The 19,809-nt window shown below is 40.5% G+C and carries 18 protein-coding genes; 16 read left to right on the top strand and 2 right to left on the bottom strand.

Annotation, left to right across the window (positions count from 1 at the left end):
• Positions 1-2 precede the first annotated feature (2 nt).
• The 6 genes from C7972_RS07415 (at position 3) to C7972_RS07440 (ending at position 6,556) form a co-directional block, all read left to right on the top strand.
• Entirely contained in the window at positions 3-884 is an 882-nt protein-coding gene (locus tag C7972_RS07415) for an NAD kinase (RefSeq protein ID WP_110355588.1), read from the top strand.
• 117 nt (positions 885-1,001) lie between these two features.
• Positions 1,002-1,688, top strand: coding sequence for a DUF6089 family protein (locus C7972_RS07420; RefSeq protein ID WP_110355589.1), 687 nt, complete (start codon positions 1,002-1,004; stop codon positions 1,686-1,688).
• Between the two features lie 68 nt (positions 1,689-1,756).
• A complete protein-coding gene (locus C7972_RS07425) occupies positions 1,757-2,440 on the top strand; it encodes an isoprenyl transferase (RefSeq protein ID WP_375334782.1) in 684 nt (227 codons plus the stop codon).
• A 4-nt stretch (positions 2,441-2,444) separates the two neighbouring features.
• On the top strand, positions 2,445-5,024 hold the full coding sequence (locus tag C7972_RS07430; protein ID WP_110355591.1) for an outer membrane protein assembly factor: 2,580 nt from the start codon (positions 2,445-2,447) through the stop codon (positions 5,022-5,024).
• A 105-nt stretch (positions 5,025-5,129) separates the two neighbouring features.
• On the top strand, positions 5,130-5,969 hold the full coding sequence (locus tag C7972_RS07435; RefSeq protein ID WP_375334783.1) for an OmpH family outer membrane protein: 840 nt from the start codon (positions 5,130-5,132) through the stop codon (positions 5,967-5,969).
• Between the two features lie 77 nt (positions 5,970-6,046).
• On the top strand, positions 6,047-6,556 hold the full coding sequence (locus C7972_RS07440; protein ID WP_110355593.1) for an OmpH family outer membrane protein: 510 nt from the start codon (positions 6,047-6,049) through the stop codon (positions 6,554-6,556).
• A gap of 179 nt (positions 6,557-6,735) precedes the next feature.
• On the opposite strand, the gene C7972_RS07445 is transcribed toward C7972_RS07440, so the two are convergent.
• Positions 6,736-9,789, bottom strand: a complete 3,054-nt coding sequence (locus C7972_RS07445) for a PVC-type heme-binding CxxCH protein (RefSeq protein WP_110355594.1) — start codon at positions 9,787-9,789, stop codon at positions 6,736-6,738.
• Between the two features lie 339 nt (positions 9,790-10,128).
• On the opposite strand from C7972_RS07445, the gene C7972_RS07450 reads away from it, so the two are divergent.
• The 7 genes from C7972_RS07450 (at position 10,129) to C7972_RS07480 (ending at position 15,427) form a co-directional block, all read left to right on the top strand.
• Positions 10,129-11,292 carry a S9 family peptidase gene (locus tag C7972_RS07450; RefSeq protein ID WP_110355595.1) on the top strand — a complete coding sequence of 388 codons (1,164 nt, stop codon included), beginning with the start codon at positions 10,129-10,131 and terminating at the stop codon, positions 11,290-11,292.
• 5 nt (positions 11,293-11,297) lie between these two features.
• Positions 11,298-12,110 (top strand): sulfurtransferase, encoded by an 813-nt coding sequence (locus C7972_RS07455; RefSeq protein ID WP_110355596.1) that lies wholly within the window; start codon positions 11,298-11,300, stop codon positions 12,108-12,110.
• A gap of 111 nt (positions 12,111-12,221) precedes the next feature.
• A complete protein-coding gene (locus C7972_RS07460; RefSeq protein WP_110355597.1) occupies positions 12,222-12,653 on the top strand; it encodes a BLUF domain-containing protein in 432 nt (143 codons plus the stop codon).
• A gap of 51 nt (positions 12,654-12,704) precedes the next feature.
• The gene (gene modA, locus C7972_RS07465) at positions 12,705-13,493 is read left to right on the top strand and encodes a molybdate ABC transporter substrate-binding protein (protein WP_110355598.1); all 789 of its coding nucleotides are present in this window, start codon (positions 12,705-12,707) and stop codon (positions 13,491-13,493) included.
• Complete coding sequence (locus C7972_RS07470) at positions 13,486-13,887, top strand: molybdopterin-binding protein (RefSeq protein ID WP_110355599.1); 402 nt, start codon at positions 13,486-13,488, stop codon at positions 13,885-13,887. The genes modA and C7972_RS07470 overlap by 8 nt, the downstream gene beginning before the upstream one ends.
• Positions 13,887-14,558: a molybdate ABC transporter permease subunit gene (gene modB, locus C7972_RS07475; protein WP_110355600.1), complete on the top strand. Its 672-nt coding sequence runs from the start codon at positions 13,887-13,889 to the stop codon at positions 14,556-14,558. Before C7972_RS07470 ends, modB begins: the two co-directional genes overlap by 1 nt.
• Positions 14,555-15,427 (top strand): ABC transporter ATP-binding protein, encoded by an 873-nt coding sequence (locus C7972_RS07480; protein ID WP_110355601.1) that lies wholly within the window; start codon positions 14,555-14,557, stop codon positions 15,425-15,427. Before modB ends, C7972_RS07480 begins: the two co-directional genes overlap by 4 nt.
• 31 nt (positions 15,428-15,458) lie before the next feature.
• Here C7972_RS07480 and gldA read toward each other — a convergent pair whose 3' ends face one another.
• Positions 15,459-16,352 (bottom strand): gliding motility-associated ABC transporter ATP-binding subunit GldA, encoded by an 894-nt coding sequence (gldA, locus tag C7972_RS07485; RefSeq protein WP_110355602.1) that lies wholly within the window; start codon positions 16,350-16,352, stop codon positions 15,459-15,461.
• A 467-nt stretch (positions 16,353-16,819) separates the two neighbouring features.
• Between gldA and C7972_RS07490 the strand changes: the two genes are divergently transcribed.
• The 3 genes from C7972_RS07490 to C7972_RS07500 all read left to right on the top strand — a co-directional run bounded on the left by C7972_RS07490 (position 16,820) and on the right by C7972_RS07500 (position 19,801).
• Entirely contained in the window at positions 16,820-17,650 is an 831-nt protein-coding gene (locus C7972_RS07490; RefSeq protein ID WP_110355603.1) for a prephenate dehydratase, read from the top strand.
• On the top strand, positions 17,644-18,789 hold the full coding sequence (locus C7972_RS07495) for a pyridoxal phosphate-dependent aminotransferase (protein WP_110355604.1): 1,146 nt from the start codon (positions 17,644-17,646) through the stop codon (positions 18,787-18,789). Before C7972_RS07490 ends, C7972_RS07495 begins: the two co-directional genes overlap by 7 nt.
• Positions 18,790-18,940: 151 nt before the next feature.
• A complete protein-coding gene (locus tag C7972_RS07500; protein WP_110355605.1) occupies positions 18,941-19,801 on the top strand; it encodes a prephenate dehydrogenase in 861 nt (286 codons plus the stop codon).
• Positions 19,802-19,809 lie beyond the last annotated feature (8 nt).

Below are 19,809 nucleotides of genomic sequence, written 5' to 3' on the forward strand. Positions count from 1 at the left end.
CTATGAAAGTTGCCATTTACGGACTTACTTGCCAGAATAACGTTTTGGATTGCATTGTGGAGTTGTTGGACGAACTTCATAAAGAGAATGCCGATATTTACTTTGAAAAAGAGTTTTACAACTTGATCGTGGCCAAGCGTAATGTAGGCGAATTCCCTGTATTCACTGATTCCAATGGTCTTGATGTCCATTTTGATATGTTTGTGAGTTTTGGTGGCGATGGTACCATTTTAAGGGCTACAACCTATGTCCGGGACTTGGGGATACCTATAGTAGGTGTTAATACAGGTAGGCTGGGATTTTTGTCCACATTTAGAAAAGAAGATGTACGCAAGGTGGTTAAGGAATTCGTTTCGGGAGCATATACCATTGTAGAGCGCAGTTTGGTGGAGGTAAGTGCCCAATCCGATATTCCCGAATTTAAAACATTAAACTTTGCTTTGAATGAGATTACCGTGAGCAGGAAAGATACTACTTCCATGATTACGGTAGAAACCCATCTGAACGATGAATACCTTACATCCTATTGGGCGGATGGATTGATCGTGGCGACGCCCACTGGATCCACAGGGTATTCGCTTAGCTGTGGAGGACCTGTGATTGCCCCCACGGCAAAATCATTGATACTTACACCTATAGCACCCCATAACCTAAATGCAAGACCTTTGGTTATTTCTGATGATACCGTTATAAGGCTCAAGGTTTCCGGGAGGGAAGAAAGTCATTTGGTATCCTTGGACTCTAGGATTGCAACCGTAGCCAGTGGCAAGGAGATTTTTATTAGAAAAGCTCCCTTTACCATAAAAATGATTGAATATACCTCCGAAAGTTTCCTAAAAACACTGCGGAATAAATTATTGTGGGGAGAGGACAAACGAAACTGATCGTTTTGGGGGCGACAATAAAAAGGGACAAAATCTGTTTATCAAGTGAGAACATGAATGTAATAATTTACTAGTGTAAACTACTGAAATTGTTATATTTGCAAACTTTTATAAATAATGAGGTTATTTTTTGCGGCAATTCTTCTTTTCATTTTTAATGAAATAAAGGGACAGACATACGAGATTGGCCTATTTGCGGGTGGTACCAATAATATTGGAGATGTTGGGAGGTCTAATTTTATTTTGCCTTCGGGTCCTGCTTTTGGAGGTTTGTTTAAATGGAACAAAAGTAAACGCTATGCTTGGAGGGCCAGTATTATTTATGGGGAGTTTACAGCGGATGATTCCAAATCGGATATTCCGTCGCGCCAACAACGGAATTTTATTATGGACAATAGTGTTCTGGAGGCATCCGCAGGTTTGGAGTTTAATTTTGTGGAATATAATTTGCACCAATTGGGGCCGGCGTTTACGCCTTATCTGTATACCGGGGTAACCTATTTTAGATATGGATACCATTATTTTGATGCGGCGCAATTACAGGATGTTGGGCAAAGGGATGGCTCTTTTGCCGTACCTATGACGGTTGGAGCTAAATTAAGGATTGGTCAGTTTTTTATTTTGGGAGCGGAAATTGGGGCCAGATACACCTTTACGGATAATTTGGATGCCAGTAATCCTGAAGGTTCCAATTATGAAGAATTTAGATTTGGTAATATTTTTAGTGATGACTGGTATGTTTTCTCCGGGATTACACTAACGTATACTTTTGGAAGAAAACCTTGTCAGGATTGCTTTCAGTAGTTTTTTAAAAAATATATAGTTTGGAAGAATTAAAGATCAAATCGTTGCCGAGACATTTAGCCATAATCATGGATGGTAACGGGCGCTGGGCAAAAGAAAGGGGTAAATTAAGGGTTTTTGGACATGAGCAAGGGGTGAAGACCGTTAGGAGAACTGTTGAGGACTGCGCTAGAATTGGGGTGGAGTTTCTTACCTTATATACTTTTTCCACCGAAAATTGGAACAGACCCAAGTTGGAAGTGGAAACTTTAATGCGGTTGTTGGTCTCTTCCCTTAAAAGGGAGTTGAAAACCTTGAATAATAATAACATTAAGTTAAATACCATTGGCAATATAGCTTCCTTGCCAAACAGTGCCCATAGGGAATTGGTGGATGTAATGGAGAAAACTAGTGCCAATACGGGTATGACATTGACCCTTGCCCTTAGTTATGGGTCTCGCGAAGAGATAAAAACTGCCGTACAACAGATATGTGTCAAAGTTAAAAATAATATAATTTCTCCTGAAAATATTGACGAAACCATTATTAATAACCATCTTTACACGCATAATTTACCAGATGTGGACTTGTTGATCCGTACAAGTGGAGAGCATAGGATCAGTAATTTCTTACTATGGCAAATTGCATATGCGGAATTATATTTTATTGATGTATTTTGGCCGGATTTTTCGGAACAGCATTTATTGGAAGCCATTAAAAATTACCAGAACAGAGAACGAAGATTTGGAAAAACTAGCGAACAACTCACCTAGCGGCATGAAAAGGTTTATGTCCCTTGAACTTTTTATTACACTTTCATTCTTAATTTTTACCAAAGTTATCTCGGCACAGGATACTTCCTATGAAGATGGTAAGAGGTATATTCTAGGAGGATTGGAAGTTACTGGATTACAAAGTTACAATGAACAGACGGTAAAGACCTATACCGGTTTGAGGATAGGGCAGGCCATTACGGTTCCAGGGGATGAAATAAGTGCCGTAATCAATAAATTATGGGGATTGGAACTCTTTACGGATATAAGTTTCTATATAACCAATATTGAAGGGGAAAATGTTTTTCTTGAATTAAATATACTTGAAAGGCCAACTCTTTCCAATGTAACCGTTTACGGGGTTAAGAAAAGAAAGATAGAGGAAATTTTAAAGGATACCGACCTAAAAAAAGGTAAAAAGATAACCGAAAGTTTAATCGCCAATTCCAAGAACTATATCCAGAACAAATACAAAAAGAAAGGATATCTTAATGCCAAGGTTTCCATTGCCACTGCAAAGGATACTGTAGATGGCAATACTCAGGCGATGGTCATCAATGTTAAAAAAGGCGATAAGGTTAAGATCAACGATATTATTTTTGAAGGAAACGAGCAGTTGTCCAGTAAAAAGCTTGCCAAGGCTTTGAAAAAGACCAAGAAAAGAAAATTCTACCGTTTCTGGAAGAAGTCGAAATATATACAGGAGGATTACAAAAATGATTTGGTTTCCCTAGTGGACAAGTATGCCGAAAAGGGTTTTAGGGATGCCCGTATTATTTCGGATACCTTTGTAAAAGTCTCCGATGATCTCATCGATTTGAAGATCAAGGTTGAGGAGGGGAACAAGTATTACTTTGGCGATATAGATTTCGTTGGAAATACCATTTATACAGACCGGCAACTAGCACAGGTCCTGGGAGTTAAAAAGGGGGATACCTATAATGGGGTATTATTGCGCAAGCGTATCGCGGACGACTCCAAGCCAGATGCGGAAGACCTTACCAATTTGTATCAAAATAACGGTTACTTATTCTCCAGTATCAACCCTGTGGAGATATCTGCAGAGAATGATACCATCAACTTTGAAATTAGAATAATTGAAGGTAAGGAGACGTTTCTGGACCATGTTACCGTAGTTGGGAATGACAAGACCAATGACCACGTTATTTTTAGGGAGTTACGTACAAGACCAGGGCAGCGCTATAATAAATCGGACATCATTAGAAGTATCAGGGAATTGGGACAATTGGGGTTCTTTGATGCGGAACAGATAAAGCCGGATATCCAAAACCCAGATCCCAATGCGGGAACTGTTGATATTGCCTATAACCTGGTGGAAGCTGGCTCTAGCCAGATCGAACTCCAAGGTGGATATGGCGGAGGTGGTTTCATTGGTACACTGGGACTGTCTTTTAGCAATTTCTCCATGAAGAATTTATTTAAAGGGGAAGCCTATAAACCGGTTCCAATGGGAGATGGGCAAACCTTTGCCCTGCGTTTGCAGGCCAGTAGAACCTACAGGGTGTATAGTTTAAATTTCTCCGAGCCGTGGTTGGGAGGTAAAAAACCGGTAAGGTTCAATATGTCCCTTTCCAGGACCCAGCAGTTTTATTATAACCCTTATGTTAGTAACAAACCTGATAAAAGCAAGCAGTTTTCCATCACCGGAATTTCGGCAGGCTTGGCTAAAAGGGTACAATGGCCAGATGATTTCTTTACCATATCCCACTCTTTGGGATATCAGTTGTACAATTTTCAGGATTACAATTTAGGGCTTTTCAATTTCGGGAATGGTAAGTCCAACTCCATTGCATATACCCTGGGGATTTCAAGGGATGCTACAGGTGGTGGACGTATTTATCCAAGATCGGGCTCTAATTTTGCCATTACGGCCAAATTTACCCCTCCTTTTTCTTTGTTCAATAATATAGACTATAAGCAGCTCAATGAAGATCAGGAGGTTGCCATTGAAGAGTTGGACAATGAAGAAATAGAGCGCATAGATCAGGAACGCTTTAGGTGGTTGGAATTCTACAAGGTCAACTTTAAAGGGGATTGGTATACTACCTTGGTAGATAAATTGGTTTTGAGGACCAATGCCGAATTTGGATTTTTGGGAAGTTATAACGAAGATGTAGGAAAGGTTCCTTTCGAAAGATTTTATGTTGGGGGAGACGGTATGGGTTCCTATACATTGGATGGTAGGGACGTTATTTCCTTGAGGGGTTATGAGAATCAATCCTTAACACCTTATAGTACAAGTCCATTAAGCGGTGGTCAAGTACAGGATGGTGGAGTTGTGTACAATAAATATTCCTTGGAGCTTAGATATCCCTTAACACTGAAACCGTCTGCTTCCATTTATGGGCAGGTATTTTTAGAGGCAGGGAACGCCTTCAACAATTTTCAAGACTTTAATCCGTTTGAGTTAAAAAGATCTGCCGGAGTGGGTCTGCGTATTTTTATGCCAGCTTTTGGACTATTGGGAATTGATTTTGGATATGGATTTGATCAGGATTATAACCCTAATTCAACTGGACCTAGCGGTTGGCAAACCCACTTCATCATTGGACAACAGTTTTAATATATAGAAATTTGCAATTGTTTTATATGTTAAATGGTTCATTCTAAAATATTTAGTTATTTTGGCACGATATTTTCTATAGTATAAAAAGAAGATAGCATGGGAATTAAATCAAAAGTACTTTTGTTTCTAACGGCAACTATGTTTGTTGCTACAATTTCGGCGCAAAGGTCAATTAGGATAGGTTACGTGGATATGGAATATATCCTGGAGAATGTAGAGGAATACAGGGAGGCCAACGAACAATTGGCGGCCAAAGTGCAGAAGTGGAAATTGGAGCTGGATAAGGAAAAGGGGATAATTGACCAGATGAAGAAGGATTTAATGGCAGAGAAAGTGCTATTAACAGAGGAATTGATTTCCGAGAGACAGGAAGAGATCCAAATCTTGGAAAAGGAGATGTTTGATTATCAGCAGGATAGGTTTGGTCCGGAAGGAGATCTGGTGCTTCAGAAAAGAAGATTGATACAACCAATTCAAGATCAGGTTTTTAATGAAGTGCAGAAAATCGGAGCAAATAAAAAATATGATTTTATTTTTGATAAATCGGCAGATGTTGTAATGTTGTATTCCGAGAAAAGACACGATATTAGCGATCTTGTTTTAAGGGGAATATCAAGGACTAGAAAGATAAGTGCTCCCAACAAAAAACAAGGGGCAAGAAGTAGTTTTGAGGAATTTGAAGGGGAGGAAACCGAAGAAAACATAAGTGATGCTATTTTAGAGCGTCAGGAAAGGGCAAAACAGGCGGAAGAGGCGAGGACCAAAACAGCGGAGGAAAATAGGGCAGAACAGCTTAGGATTCGCGAAGAACGTAAAAAGGCATACGAAGAAAGAAGGAAAAAGTTATTGGAAGAAAGAGAAGCCAAAAGAAAAAAGGAATTAGAGGAAAGAAGTGGAAAAAAGGACTCGGAAGATGCGGATAGCTCAAAGGACAATAAATAATATAAAATTAAGCTTAAACCAAAATTACATTTATATAACTAAATCTTTAAATTAACACTCAAACATTAATTAGAATCATGAAACAAATTAAGAAAATAGCAGTAGCCATCGTTTTGTTAGTAGCAGCTACAAGTTTTGTTAACGCACAGGCGAAAATTGCACATATAGATGTACAAAAATTGTTGTCTGAAATGCCGGAGATGAAAGCAGCTGATGCGGAACTAAAGAAATTACAGGAAACCTATAGGGCGGATATTGAAAGTTCAATGACCGAACTAAAGAATAAATATACCCAATATTCAAATGAGTCATCTTCAAAGTCTGAAGAGGAGAATCAGAAAAGAGCTTTGGAACTTCAAGGTTTTGAAAAGAACATTGGTGAGGCACAACAGACTGCCCAGCAAGAATTACAAAAGAAACAAGCTGAGCTTTTAGGCCCTATCACTGAAAAGGCCAAGAAAGCTATAGAAACTGTTGCAGCCGCCCAAGGAATTGATTACGTAATGGATGCTACACAAGGTGGTGGACTTATCGTAGCCAAAGGGAAGGATATTTTGCCAGATGTTAAGAAGCAATTAGGTTTCTAATCCAACAATAAACTGTTTAAAAAGCCATGCAAACGCATGGCTTTTTTCATTTATACAAGTGGTTGCCCTTATGTGTTAAGTGGGTTTATGTGCCAAAAAATGGTGGGGATGCGTTAAGCTATACCATAAGCGGTATTCTTACGGCCATCTACTGGCCATGATGAGGTATGGAAAGAGATCTATTGTCCTTCCCCCGCTACCTTTAGGGTCTCTAAATATGCCACCAGATCTACCAAGTCCTCCTCTGGCATTATATTGGCCAAGCCTTGTGTCATCAAGGATTGTTCCAAGGCCTGCTGTTCGGTGATATCCTGTAATTCCAAGGTTTTTTGGGTGCCTCCCATCATCTTTATGGTTATTTCATCCTCTGTCCTGCTTAAGATGTATCCCGTATAGGTCTTGCCTTCTTTCATCTTGAACGAGTAGCCCTCAAATCCAAAATTGATTCCGGCACTGGGATATATAATATTGGAGTATAAGAATTGTTTCGAAAGTTTATTGCCTATATCCGATAATTCCGGTCCAAATTCAATACCCGAACCTGCAGCCAAATGACAGGAACTGCAATAGGTGGCGTAAACTTCCTTGCCGTGGGTGGCATTGCCACTACGTTCTACCAATTTGGCAATGTCCAATGCTCCATCGCCTTCTGTGGACAGAAATTTAGGGGCGTTGGTTCTAATCTCATCGTTCCAACTGCCCATAAGTTTTAGTACAGCGGTAGTTTTGTACTCTTCTGCCAATGTATCGTCCTCCAGCATTTGGTACAGTTCTTCCTGCCCGGATCCGGTATTCCCCAGGGTCTCAATCATTTTCCTGGTCAGGGCATGACCTAATTTATGGGAGATAACATTTTCCTTTAGCAGTCTAATTACAGTTGAATCGGATATTCCACTTAGCCTTTCCAATACGGCAATCTTGGATGATTCCGGTTCTTGGGAAAATAGGAAGGTGTTGATCAAAGTGGCCCCGTTGTTATTGAGCAAAATGTTGGCGGCCTCCTTGCCTATATCTGTGTTGGTGCCTTTGGCCAATACCCGAAACAGGGCGTCATTCTGGTTCGTTAACCCCAGGTTCTTGATTGCCATGATCCATTCTGGTGTTCCTTCAATCTTGGGAAGTACTTCTTTGACCATTTTAATATGTTTTGGGGAGCTATTTACAAACTTGGCATCCATTTGCCCTATAGCGTATGCTTGAATTTGGTTTTTGAGGGGGTGGTTCCAAGTAAGCATCTCCATTAGGTAATGGTTTTTGCTGGGGTGATCTTTAAAATCGAGCGCCCTAAAATAGGAAGCCAATTGGTTAGGTGGCATAGCCTGGTCCTTGATAAGGGACACCAACATGGGAGCCGATTCCTTGGCCCGAACACGCCAGACTATTTCTTTTCCTGCTTCACTTAGCCAGTTTTTTCCAACCTTGTTCTTCCAGGCCTTAAAATAAGGCTCGGGGAATTTATCTGCCCCGATTCCCAAGGCTTCCAAATACCATCGATCACCTGCGGTATGTTGAACCGCCAAATTGGCCCATTGTGCGGCAGCAGCCTCAGTACCTATAAACCTCAGTGCAATGGCCATTTCCCTTCTAACTTGGGGCGATTTGTCATTTGTTAAAAGGGATAGGTATTTCTCCAGACTTTCCTTGCCTTTAAACCTGGCCATCCGGATGCCCTGCATTCTAATTTTGGGATCTTCATCTTTCAGGGCCTTTGTTATATAGTCGTTGCTTTTGGACGGAATATGCAACCCAATCCATAATGCCCGTGCCTTGGCTATATCTCCCTGGGCCATTAACTTCGCTAATAGGGGTTGGGCGGCCTCGCCCAAGGAATGCAACTTTTGCCAAGATTGATAAAAAAGGTCCATGTTTCCGGAGAGGACCCCTTTAAGAGCTCCATCTTCAGTCTTGGGGTCTATGGCAACGGTGTTATATTCCGGTGTAGTGGAAAGTCTGTAAATTCTTCCCCGTGCAATGTCCTCCGCCTTATGTCCACCTACACCACCATCATACCAGTCGGAAATAAAAAGGGAGCCATCCGGGGCAATGCTAAGGTCGTCCGGTCTAAACCAATTGTCTTTGCTTTTTACCAAATTTTCAATTTTTGCGGTATAACCTGCCTCCGATTCGTTAATAATGTAGGCCCGGACTACATTGTGGCCGGGCTCGGCATGTATGGGTCGATTTTGGAATTTTTGCGGTAACATTTTGTCTTCATAAACAAGCATGCCGCATGGAGATCCCGATCCGGTCTGTAGCAAATTGGGGACGGTTCCCGGATCGTTCAAATGCCAATGCCTTTTGGGAATATCGTTATCCCATCCAGTTCTTCTTTCCCGCCAGCTTGCACCGGTTAATAAATCCTTATATCCATAATTGCCATATTCCATAACATAGTTTATCCGTGTTCCCCGATTCCCGTCATCGTCATTATCGGATTGCCATAAACCTCCGTAAGAGTCTATAGCAATTTCATAAGGGTTTCTGAAATTATGGCCAAGGACTTCCAGGTTGGTTCCGTCCATGTTCATTCTAAATGCCATCCCTTCCCGGTATGGCTTGCCATCGGCCACTATTTTTTGGCCGTGCATGTCCATAATGGCCTCTCCGTTTCTGTCCAATAATTGTTTTCCATTGTTGCCGAAGTTGAAATAGAGTCTACCATCAGGTCCAAAAACAAAAGCATGTACCCCATGGTCATGGTCTACACCTTCAATACCTTGGAATAGGATTTCTTTGGAATCAGGGAGATCGTCACCATTGGTGTCGGTAAAAACAAAAACCTTGGGACTTACGGAGATTATGATCTTGTTTCCCAGCACGGCTATGCCCAGGGCGGCATTGATGTCCTCGCCTTGGTAGAAAACTTTGGAAGTGTCCGCTATACCATCTCCATTGGTGTCTTCTAGAATTAAGATTCGATCTCCCTTATCGTCATAGTTGTTGTCCGGGTTGGCGAACAACCTATAATTCCGAGCTTCGCACACCCATATCCTACCTTTGGCATCTATAGCCATATTGGTTGGGTTTGTGACCATGGGTTCCGAAGCAAATAACCCAAGGTTTAACCCCTCCGCTATCTCCATGGAGGCCAAGGCGTTCTCTGGATTTCTTTTTTCCTGTTCTGAAAGTGTTGGATAATTAATATTGTTTTTAAGTTTTTCCCTGCAAGAGGTAAGAGAGCCCAAGGTTATAATAATAATTAAGGTTTTGGTGGCAATTTGGTTTTTAAACATTGGAAGGTTTTTGGTTGTTGTTCCACAATTTACCAAAAAAAAAGTTTCAACAATATAAAAATACAGGAATAGGCCATAGTGGAAATAATTATATACATGGGTGGGCTAAAAATTCTTCCCCTTAACCTAGGGACATATAGAAGTTGGGGATGGCTTTAATTGAACTTGATACAAAATAGTGAAAACAATGGCGGAAAAACAGTATTTTAGTTATCGGGATAGATTGGGAAATATCCTTAACAAGAGCTTTTTTTGGTGACACGATAGGATCGGAACTCTTTCTGATAGATTGTCGGAGTGTATATAACCAATAGCAGGAACTATTAACTTTTGAAATAAATGAAAAAAATATTCAGTTTTATTGTAATTACCTTTTTTGGTTCAATGGTTTATGGTCAGGACAGTATGTTGTGTGTAGGGAAATATTGGTCCGAGGATGAGGCAAATATTGTAATGAAAAGATTTGCCTCGGAGTGGAGCGATGTGGAATCATGGGAACAAAGGGCGTTGATAATTAAGAAGGGTATAATAGAGGGGATGCAACTGGACAAAATGCCAAAAATAAAGTGCAATTTCAATCCCATTATTGGAAATAGTAGGATTATGGACGGTTATATTGTAGAAAATATTGCCATTGAGAGTTTTCCAGGTTTCTTTGTTACGGGCAACTTGTATAGGCCTTTGGAAGAAAAGGGTAGGCATGCGGCAATTCTGAGTCCGCATGGCCATATGAAGGACAAGAGATATACAGATTACATACAGTGGCGTTGTGCAACATTGGCAAGAATGGGAGCCGTGGTGTTTGCCTATGATATGGTGGGATATGCGGAAAGTACCCAGGTAAACCACAAGATGCCAATTGCCCTGTTATGGCAGACTTGGAATAGTAAACGGGTCTTGGAATATTTACTGTCAAGGCCCGATGTGGATTCGGAACGTGTAGGAATGACAGGTGCCTCTGGAGGCGGTACCCAGACATTTGTGCTAACGGCCATAGATGATCGAATAAAAGTAGCAGCCCCAGTGGTACAAGTTTCTGCCCACTTTTTTGGGGGATGCGTATGTGAGAGCGGAATGCCAATTCACAAAAGTGACGACCATCAAACCAATAATGTGGAGATCGCTGCACTTTGTGCCCCAAGACCATTATTATTGGTGTCCGATGGGGCCGACTGGACTAGAAATACACCAAGAGTTGAGTACCCTTACATACAAAAAGTATATGCGTTATATAATGCCGAACACAAAGTGGAAAATGTTCATTTGCCGTCCGAAAGGCACGATTACGGTTATAATAAAAGAACGGCCCTCTACAATTTCTTTGACCATCACCTAGATCTAAACGCTGGTAATATTCCTTATAAGGAAGGGTATAAGGAAGATTTTGTCACCATTTTACCTGCAGAGGAATTAATGGTTTTTACTAAGGAAAATCCAAGGCCGAAAAATGCGCTTCAAGGGGATGGGGCCGTTATGGCATATTTGAAAATAACGGGAGATTAAAATATATGGAAAAGAATGGAAGACTAGTATCTGCAACTTGGTTGTACCAACATTTGGAAATGCCGGAAATTATAATTTTGGATGCCCGTTTGCGCTATGACCCTACATCTGCAGAAAAAGAGATAAGGATAGCCGGTGCTCGTATTTTTGATCTTGAAAACGATTTTAGCGATAAAAATAGCCCTTTTCCCAATATGCTTCCAAGTCCGGAAGATTTTGAAAAGTCCTGTAAGAAATTGGGGATCAATAATTCTAGTAAGATAGTGGTTTACGACCATCGTGGAATTTATTTAAGCCCTAGGGTATGGTGGATGTTCAAAATTATGGGGCATAACAATATTAGTGTTTTGGACGGTGGTTTTCCGGAGTGGAGGAATATGGGCTATGGTTTTGAAGAGGTAGTTCCAATGCCTTATGATACAGGCAATTTTAAATCGGATTTTAATCCGGATATGGTAGTGAACTATGATGGTATTAGGCATAACCTGAAAAATAAAACGGCCTTGGTCATTGACGTCCGATCTTCTGATCGGTATCACAGTCTTGTTCCGGAACCGAGGAAGGAGCTGAGAAGGGGGAATATTCCTAACTCGATCAATATCCCCTACGTATCCGTTCTTGAGGACGGAAAGTATAAATCCCTGAACGAGTTGAAAGAAGTTTTTGTTGACTTGCAAATGGAGGGACGTCCACTGGTGTTTAGTTGTGGTTCCGGTGTAACGGCCTGTATCGTATTGTTGGCAAGTGAAATCTGCTTAAAAAACGAAAATAAGGTTTATGACGGCTCGTGGACAGAGTACGCCCAAATAGCGGATTGAATCGCCCTTATTTGACCTTTATGGCATAAATGGGATCTATTGCATTTATTACCGCCTTGTAGCAGCCAGTAGTATACTATAATTTTTGTATTTTGCTCCAAAATAATTCTAATGTACCAACTTTCTTATTCTTCAAGAGCAACCCAAGAAATTTGCGAAGAAGTTATTAGTGGTATACTGGAAACTTCCCGTGAGCGTAATAAAGCCATAGGTGTTACCGGTTGCCTAGTTTTTCATAAATTTTCCTTTGTTCAAATAATTGAAGGTGAAAAAAGCCATATACAGTCCTTGTTCCGGGATATAAGACGGGACAAAAGACACCGCGATGTAACATTATTGTGGGAGGGCAAGAATAGCGGTAGAAATTTTGGTGACTGGAATATGGCCTATTTTACGGATACCAAGGAAAATTCTGTGAGCGGGGAAATGAAAAATTTTGAAAGAAATTTATTGTTGTTATCAGAGCTGTCCGCGGACTCCACTGCTGCACTGGACATGTTTTGGATAGGTGTGCGTAAACTTATTTCAAGGGAGGTAAACTAGATTAATATTGACCCCTTCCAACTTTGGCAATTAAAATTTATCCAACAAAAAATGTGCAACGGCAAAAGAACAATTAAAGGTTTCATTTGTCCTTGGCTGGGGTTAATGCTGTTGGCCATCATATTTGGTGGATGTCAGGAAAATCACGCCAGGAAAATTGTAATAGCCGTTGCGGCCAATATGGAAGCTGCTATGGAGGCTTTAACAAAGGCCTATACCCTTAAAGCTGGAGTGGAATTCGAATTAATTGTTGGGTCATCGGGCAAGTTGACCGCACAGATTATGGAAGGTGCTCCTTATGATATTTTTGTTGCCGCCAATATGAAATATCCAGAAGCTGTTTATGCAGGGGGAAAAGCAAAAAACAACCCAAGAGTCTATGCCAAGGGAAAATTGGTGCTATGGTCAATGGCAGGGAATGTCCCCGTTTCAATTGACGCGCTAACCGATCCCCTCATAGAGCATATTGCTTTGGCAAATCCCAAAACTGCCCCATATGGCGTTGCCGCCAAAGAAGTGTTGCAGTATTATGGGTTAAGTGAAATCTTAGGACCTAAATTGGTTTATGGGGAAAGTATTGGGCAGACCGATCAATTCATTATTTCCCAAGCTGCACAGATTGGCTTTACAGCTATATCAACAGTGCTATCGCCAGAAATGAAAGGAAAAGGGAATTGGATTCCAATAAATCCATCGCTCTACTCCAATATTGATCAAGGAGCAGTGCTTGTAAACAGGAAGGAAGACCATAAACAAGATAGCCAGGGCTTTTATGACTTTCTTTTTTCGGATGAGGCCAAGGAGATATTAAAAGAATTTGGATATTTGGTGGATGAATAGTTTTTCGGGCCATATAACAGACGTTAAAACCAATGGAACCATGTCCGTTGTTAGTGTTCAGGTTGATGGAAATGTGGAATTTATTTCCGTGTTACTTGACACTCCTGAATCTGCCCCTTATTTGAAAAAGGACCGTAGCGTCAAGGTCCTGTTTAAGGAAATGGAGGTTGCAGTGACCACCCAAAAGGATTTGGACATAAGCATAGAAAATAGGATTGCAGGGAAAATTGTAGATGTGGAAAAGGGTGTTTTGTTGAGTAGATTGACCATCGAGACCAAAATAGGCCAAATCATCGCTATATTGAGCACTTTAAGTGCAGGTCAGATGGGATTGGCTGAAAAAATGAACGTCATGATCATGGTTAAGATGAACGAGATAATACTGGCTCCATAATGGATTGGCAACCTTTAATGCTCACTTTTAAACTTGCGGTGGTTACCACGGTAATATTATTTGTGATCTCTATTCCAATAGCCAGTTGGCTGTCGAGTACCAAATCCAAAATAAGACCCGTTTTGGAAACCTTGGTAAGTATGCCATTGGTGCTGCCTCCTACCGTATTGGGGTTCTATATGCTGTTGGCCTTTAGCCCGGAAAATGCCTTTGGTAGTTGGCTTGATGAATGGTTGGGGATCAGACTGATATTTTCCTTTGGGGGGCTGGTAGTGGCTTCGGTCATTTATAGCTTGCCGTTTATGGTCCAGCCAATTCAAGCCGGGCTTTCCTCACTGCCATCTACCTTAAAGGAGGCTTCCTTTACAATGGGAAAATCATATACAACTACACTGCTAAAAATTTTGTTGCCTAATATTAAACCATCCCTACTAACAGGTATTGTACTTTCCTTTGCCCATACGGTTGGTGAGTTTGGGGTAGTGCTGATGATTGGCGGGAACATGCCGGGAAAGACCAAAGTGGCTTCTATTGCAATATATGATGAAGTGGAAGCGCTTAATTATGCTGCTGCCAATAGCTATTCGTTGATTTTGTTTTCCGTAACTTTTATAATTCTGCTACTGGTTTATCTAACCAACGGGGGATTTTTTAAACGCTATGGCCAATGATAAATTTAAACCTTAAAAAAACGTTGGGGTCTGCTGGGGGCAAAATGGACCTGGATTTGCAATTGATAGTTGAAAAGGGACAATTTGTTACCTTATTTGGAGAATCCGGGGCTGGGAAAACCTCTACTTTAAGAATGCTAAGTGGTTTGCTAAAGCCGGATAGTGGGACTATAGAAGTGGGTGGAACAACATGGTTTGACAGTTGTAAAAATATTGACCTTAAACCCCAACAGCGTAAGGTGGGGTACGTGTTTCAGGATTATGCGCTCTTTCCCAATATGAACGTTCGTCAAAATTTGGAATATGCCCTTCGGAAAGGTCAGGATAAAACCATCATAGGGGAGTTGTTGCAATTTGCCGAACTCGGCCCATTGGAACAGCGAAAACCAGAAACCCTATCTGGAGGTCAAAAACAGCGAGTGGCTCTGGCTAGAGCTTTGGTACAACGACCTGAAATTTTAATTCTGGACGAGCCTTTGTCGGCATTGGATTTAAAAATGCGGATAAAGTTGCAGGAATATCTTTTGCAGGTTCACAAGAAATTTAAGTTGACCACTATATTGGTCAGCCATGATATAGGGGAAATAGTAAAACTATCGGATAAGGTCTTTGAACTTCAAAATGGTCGCGTAATCAAAAAAGGGGCTGCTGCCGATTTTTTTGGACTAAACAAGACCAGTGCTAAATTCAGGTTCTCAGGGGAAATATTAAAAATACACAGGGAAGATGTATTATATGTAATTTCTGTACTGATCGGAAATGATATTATTAAGGTGGTTGCAGATCGTACGGAGGCCGATGAATTTAAGATAGGGGATCAGGTCTTGGTAGCATCAAAGGCCTTTAATCCTATTATTCAAAAAATATAGGTCAAAATTGCAGGCTTATAAAGTATTTTATTTATAGGGTCAATTCACTGAACAGGCTCTCCAGGTTCTTGTTCTTTCTGCTTAATTGCAAGGTTTTTAATTGGTTGTCATGTGCGAAGTCGAACACCACAGGGCGCATATCCTTGGAGGTGTTAAAGGTGATCTCGTAAACAAAACCACCAATATTTTTAACCAAAATTACATGCGGCAATTTATTCAGAAATGCTTCTTCTACCCTAAAGTCGAATTCGACCACCAAGACTTGGTCCTGCCCGTCGCGTAATTCCGAAAGTTTTTTATCTGCCACAAGGGTGCCTTTGTTTATGATCAAGACCCTGTCACAGACAGCCTCTACCTCTTTCATAATATGGGTGGACAGTAAGATGGTCTTTTCTTTTCCAATTTCCCGGATCAATTTCCTTATTTCCAATAATTGATTGGGATCTAGCCCCGTAGTGGGCTCGTCAAGGATCAAAACCTCCGGATCGTGAAGAAGTGCGGCGGCCAGTCCAACCCTTTGTCTATAGCCTTTGGAAAGTTGCCCTATCTTTTTGTTCGCCTCGGGGGTTAGGCCCGTTTGTTCTATTACCGTATGGACCCTGTTTTTGTTTACTTTGTAGACATCCGCGTTAAACGCCAGATATTCCTTTATATACATATCCAAATACAGTGGATTGTGTTCTGGTAGGTAACCAATGCTCTTTTGGACATTTTTCTTCTCACTTTGTACATCAAATGAATTAACCATAGCTTGGCCGTCATCCGCAGTGTGGTAGGTGGTCAATATTTTCATCATAGTGGATTTCCCTGCACCGTTGGGACCTAAAAAGCCTACTATTTCCCCTTTGTCAATGGTAAAGGAAACCTTGTTCAATGCTTTTTGCTTTCCAAAAAACTTGGTAATGTTATTTGCTATGATGGACATGCGTTTACTTTTTTATCAAAAATAATGCAAATTAGTGAAACCTAATTTTAATTGTTATTAGGAAAAGGTGTCCAATTTTCAGTGTTACTAAATTGGTTTGTTAGGCATCTTATTCTTAATTCTCAAAAAATACCACTACTTAGGGGTTTAATCCGTATTATTTGTTACTTTAAACTGAATTAAATAAAAAAATGTAAGCTTAAATGCCGATTTGTAAATTTAATTATTAATTTAGCCGGAGTTTTACAAGAAAAATGACAAAGCAATATTTCTGGAATGGTTTTTATTTTTACTTCTTTTTTAAAGGAGGCAAAGGACTATTCTAGCATATTATGAAATATATATATAGATAAAAGTCCTGTGAAAACCAGGACTTTTTTTTTGGGTATAACTCTCGAAAAGGTGTAGGAGTTACAATAAAGTTTAACTGTAAATCTTTGCCGGACCCGAAGATAATTTAATAAGGGGTGAAATTAAAAATTGCAATACAAGGCATTAAAGGTTCTAACCATCATCAAGTGGCAAAGGATTATTTTGGCGATGATGTTACATTAGTGGAATGTTCATCCTTCGATATCTTGGTAGATCATTTGATCAATAAAACGGCTGATCAAGGGGTAATGGCCATAGAGAATTCCATTGCGGGATCCATCATTCCAAATTACGCTCTGGTATTCAATAAGAACCTTCATATTATAGGGGAACAATATTTGAACATACATCATAACCTGATGGCTTTAAGGGGGCAGACCATAGGTGATATTCAGGAGGTCCGCTCGCATCCGATGGCATTATTGCAGTGTAATGAATTTTTTAAGAATTACGGTCACATAAAATTGGTAGAGGATATAGATACTGCCGAAACGGCAAAGAGGATCCAGGAAAATCAGCTAAAGGGTATAGCCGCAATTGCGCCAAAAGTGGCTGCCGAATTGTACGATCTGGAAATTATACACTCGGAAATTCAGACTATAAAGGATAATTCCACCAGGTTTATAATAGTTAAGACCCAAAACACTGTCCTGCCGGAAAATGAAATAAACAAGGCCTCTGTCCGTTTTATAACAGACCATAAACGCGGAAGTCTTGCTGCTATACTAAACGTGATGAGCGATTGCAACTTGAACCTTACCAAGATCCAGTCTTTACCTGTAATAGAGATGCCTTGGAAGTATTCATTCTTTGTGGATGTAACCTTTGAAAAGTACAAACATTTTGAAAAAGCAAAGGCTCTATTGGAAATTATGGCCGAAGAATTTAAAGTTTTGGGAGAATATAAAAATGCCAGAATATTATGAAAGTTGCAAATAGATTGAATACAGTTGAAGAATACTACTTTTCTAAAAAGCTTAGGGAAGTTAGGGGGTTAATGGCTGAAGGAAGGCCTATTATAAATATGGGGATTGGAAGTCCTGATTTGCAGCCATCCACTGGGGTGCAGGATGCCATTAAAGATGCTTTGAGCCATGATGGTGCACATCAGTATCAAAGTTATCAGGGCCTGCCCGAACTAAGGGGGGCATTTGCATCTTTTTATAAGGATAAATTTGGTGTAATTGTAGACCCACAAACCGAAATACTTCCATTAATGGGGTCTAAAGAGGGGATAATGCATGTTAGTCTTGCCTTTTTGAATCCCGGGGATGAGGTGTTGATTCCCAATCCAGGGTACCCTACCTACACATCGGTAACCAATTTGGTCGGGGCAGTGCCACGCTATTATGATCTGATAGGTGAAAATGGTTGGTTTCCGGATTTGGAAGGATTGAAGAAGCAAGACCTTACAAAAGTAAAGTTAATGTGGACCAGCTATCCGCATATGCCAACAGGGGCTACAGCAAGCAGGGAACAATTGACAGCGTTGGTGGCTTTTGCCAAGGAGCACGACATTTTATTGGTTAATGATAACCCCTATAGTTTTGTGTTGAACCATGATCCGATAAGTATTTTGGGGATAAAGGGAGCCATGGAGGTGGCTTTGGAATTAAATTCGTTAAGCAAGACTTTTAATATGGCAGGTTGGCGCGTGGGAATGGTGTTGGGGAACAGTGAGCATATCAATGCCGTTTTAAAGGTAAAGAGCAATATGGATTCCGGGATGTTCTACGGTATTCAAAAGGGGGCCATCGCTGCTCTAAACAGTAGTGGATCATGGTTCAGTGAGTTAAATAAGGTGTATCATGAGCGGCGCCAACTAATGTTCGCTTTGGCCGATAAGCTGGATTGCACCTATGATAAAAATGCGGTAGGGATGTTTGTATGGGCCAAATTACCTAAGGGGGTCACGTCTTCTGAAAAGTTTATTGACGGGGTGCTTTACGATAAGAATATTTTTATCACTCCCGGAACCATTTTCGGTTCAAATGGAGAGGGGTATATTCGTTTTTCCCTGTGTGTTGAGGCAGATAAGATAAAAGAAGCCATCAATAGGTTTTGAGAAATAGTGTAAATGAAGACCAACTTATTTCCAAATATTGGTTGGGGGTCGAGGTCTTTTTATAGTTAATCGATAATAATTGAAATTCCCAGTTTTAAGTTGGAACATTGTAGATATTTCCTGTCCAGTTTGGAACTAATGATAAGATAGTATGAATGTATTTGTAATTGGTATTGGATTAATCGGTGGATCTCTGGCCAGGGATATTAAGCGCCATAGGCCGGATTCCAAAATTTATGGCATTGATGCCAATGAGGGGCATTTGGATGAAGCTTTGTCGTTGTCTATAATAGATGAAAAGGCTCATTATGGTCAATTGCACGAGGCCGATTTTGTTATAGTGGGGATCCCTGTGGATGTTATGGTGCAGGAACTGCCCAAAATCCTGGATGCCATTGATGATGATGCCGTAGTTATTGATGCGGGATCTACAAAGGCACTTATTTGTAAAGTTGTGGAAAATCATCCCAAGAGAAGAAATTTCTTGGCTTGCCATCCAATTGCCGGAACCGAGTTTTCAGGACCCTCTGCGGCCATTGAGGGTTTGTTTATGGGAAAGACCAATATTATTTGCGAAATAGAGAAAACAGCCTTTAAATTACAGGAAAGAGCGCTGGAACTTTTTCAGCAACTGGGGATGAGAATACGATATATGAATCCAGAGGCACATGATAAACACATCGCATACGTTTCACATTTGTCACATATAAGTTCCTTTATGCTGGGAAAAACAGTTATCGAAAAAGAGAGGAATGAACGTGATATCTTTGATATGGCGGGCAGTGGTTTTGAAAGTACTGTGCGATTGGCAAAGAGTTCACCGGCCATGTGGACTCCCATTTTTAAGCAGAACAAGGAAAATGTAGTTGAGACTTTGGGAGAATATATACAAAATTTGAAGGAGTTTAAGGCAATGTTGATAGCCGACGATTATGAAGGCATTTATGAGGAAATGAATAGTACCAATAAAATAAAGGAAATATTAAACGGAATACCACTTAACAAAAAATAGAGTATAGA

This window comes from Arenibacter sp. ARW7G5Y1, assembly GCF_003201775.1.
Taxonomy (GTDB): domain Bacteria; phylum Bacteroidota; class Bacteroidia; order Flavobacteriales; family Flavobacteriaceae; genus Arenibacter.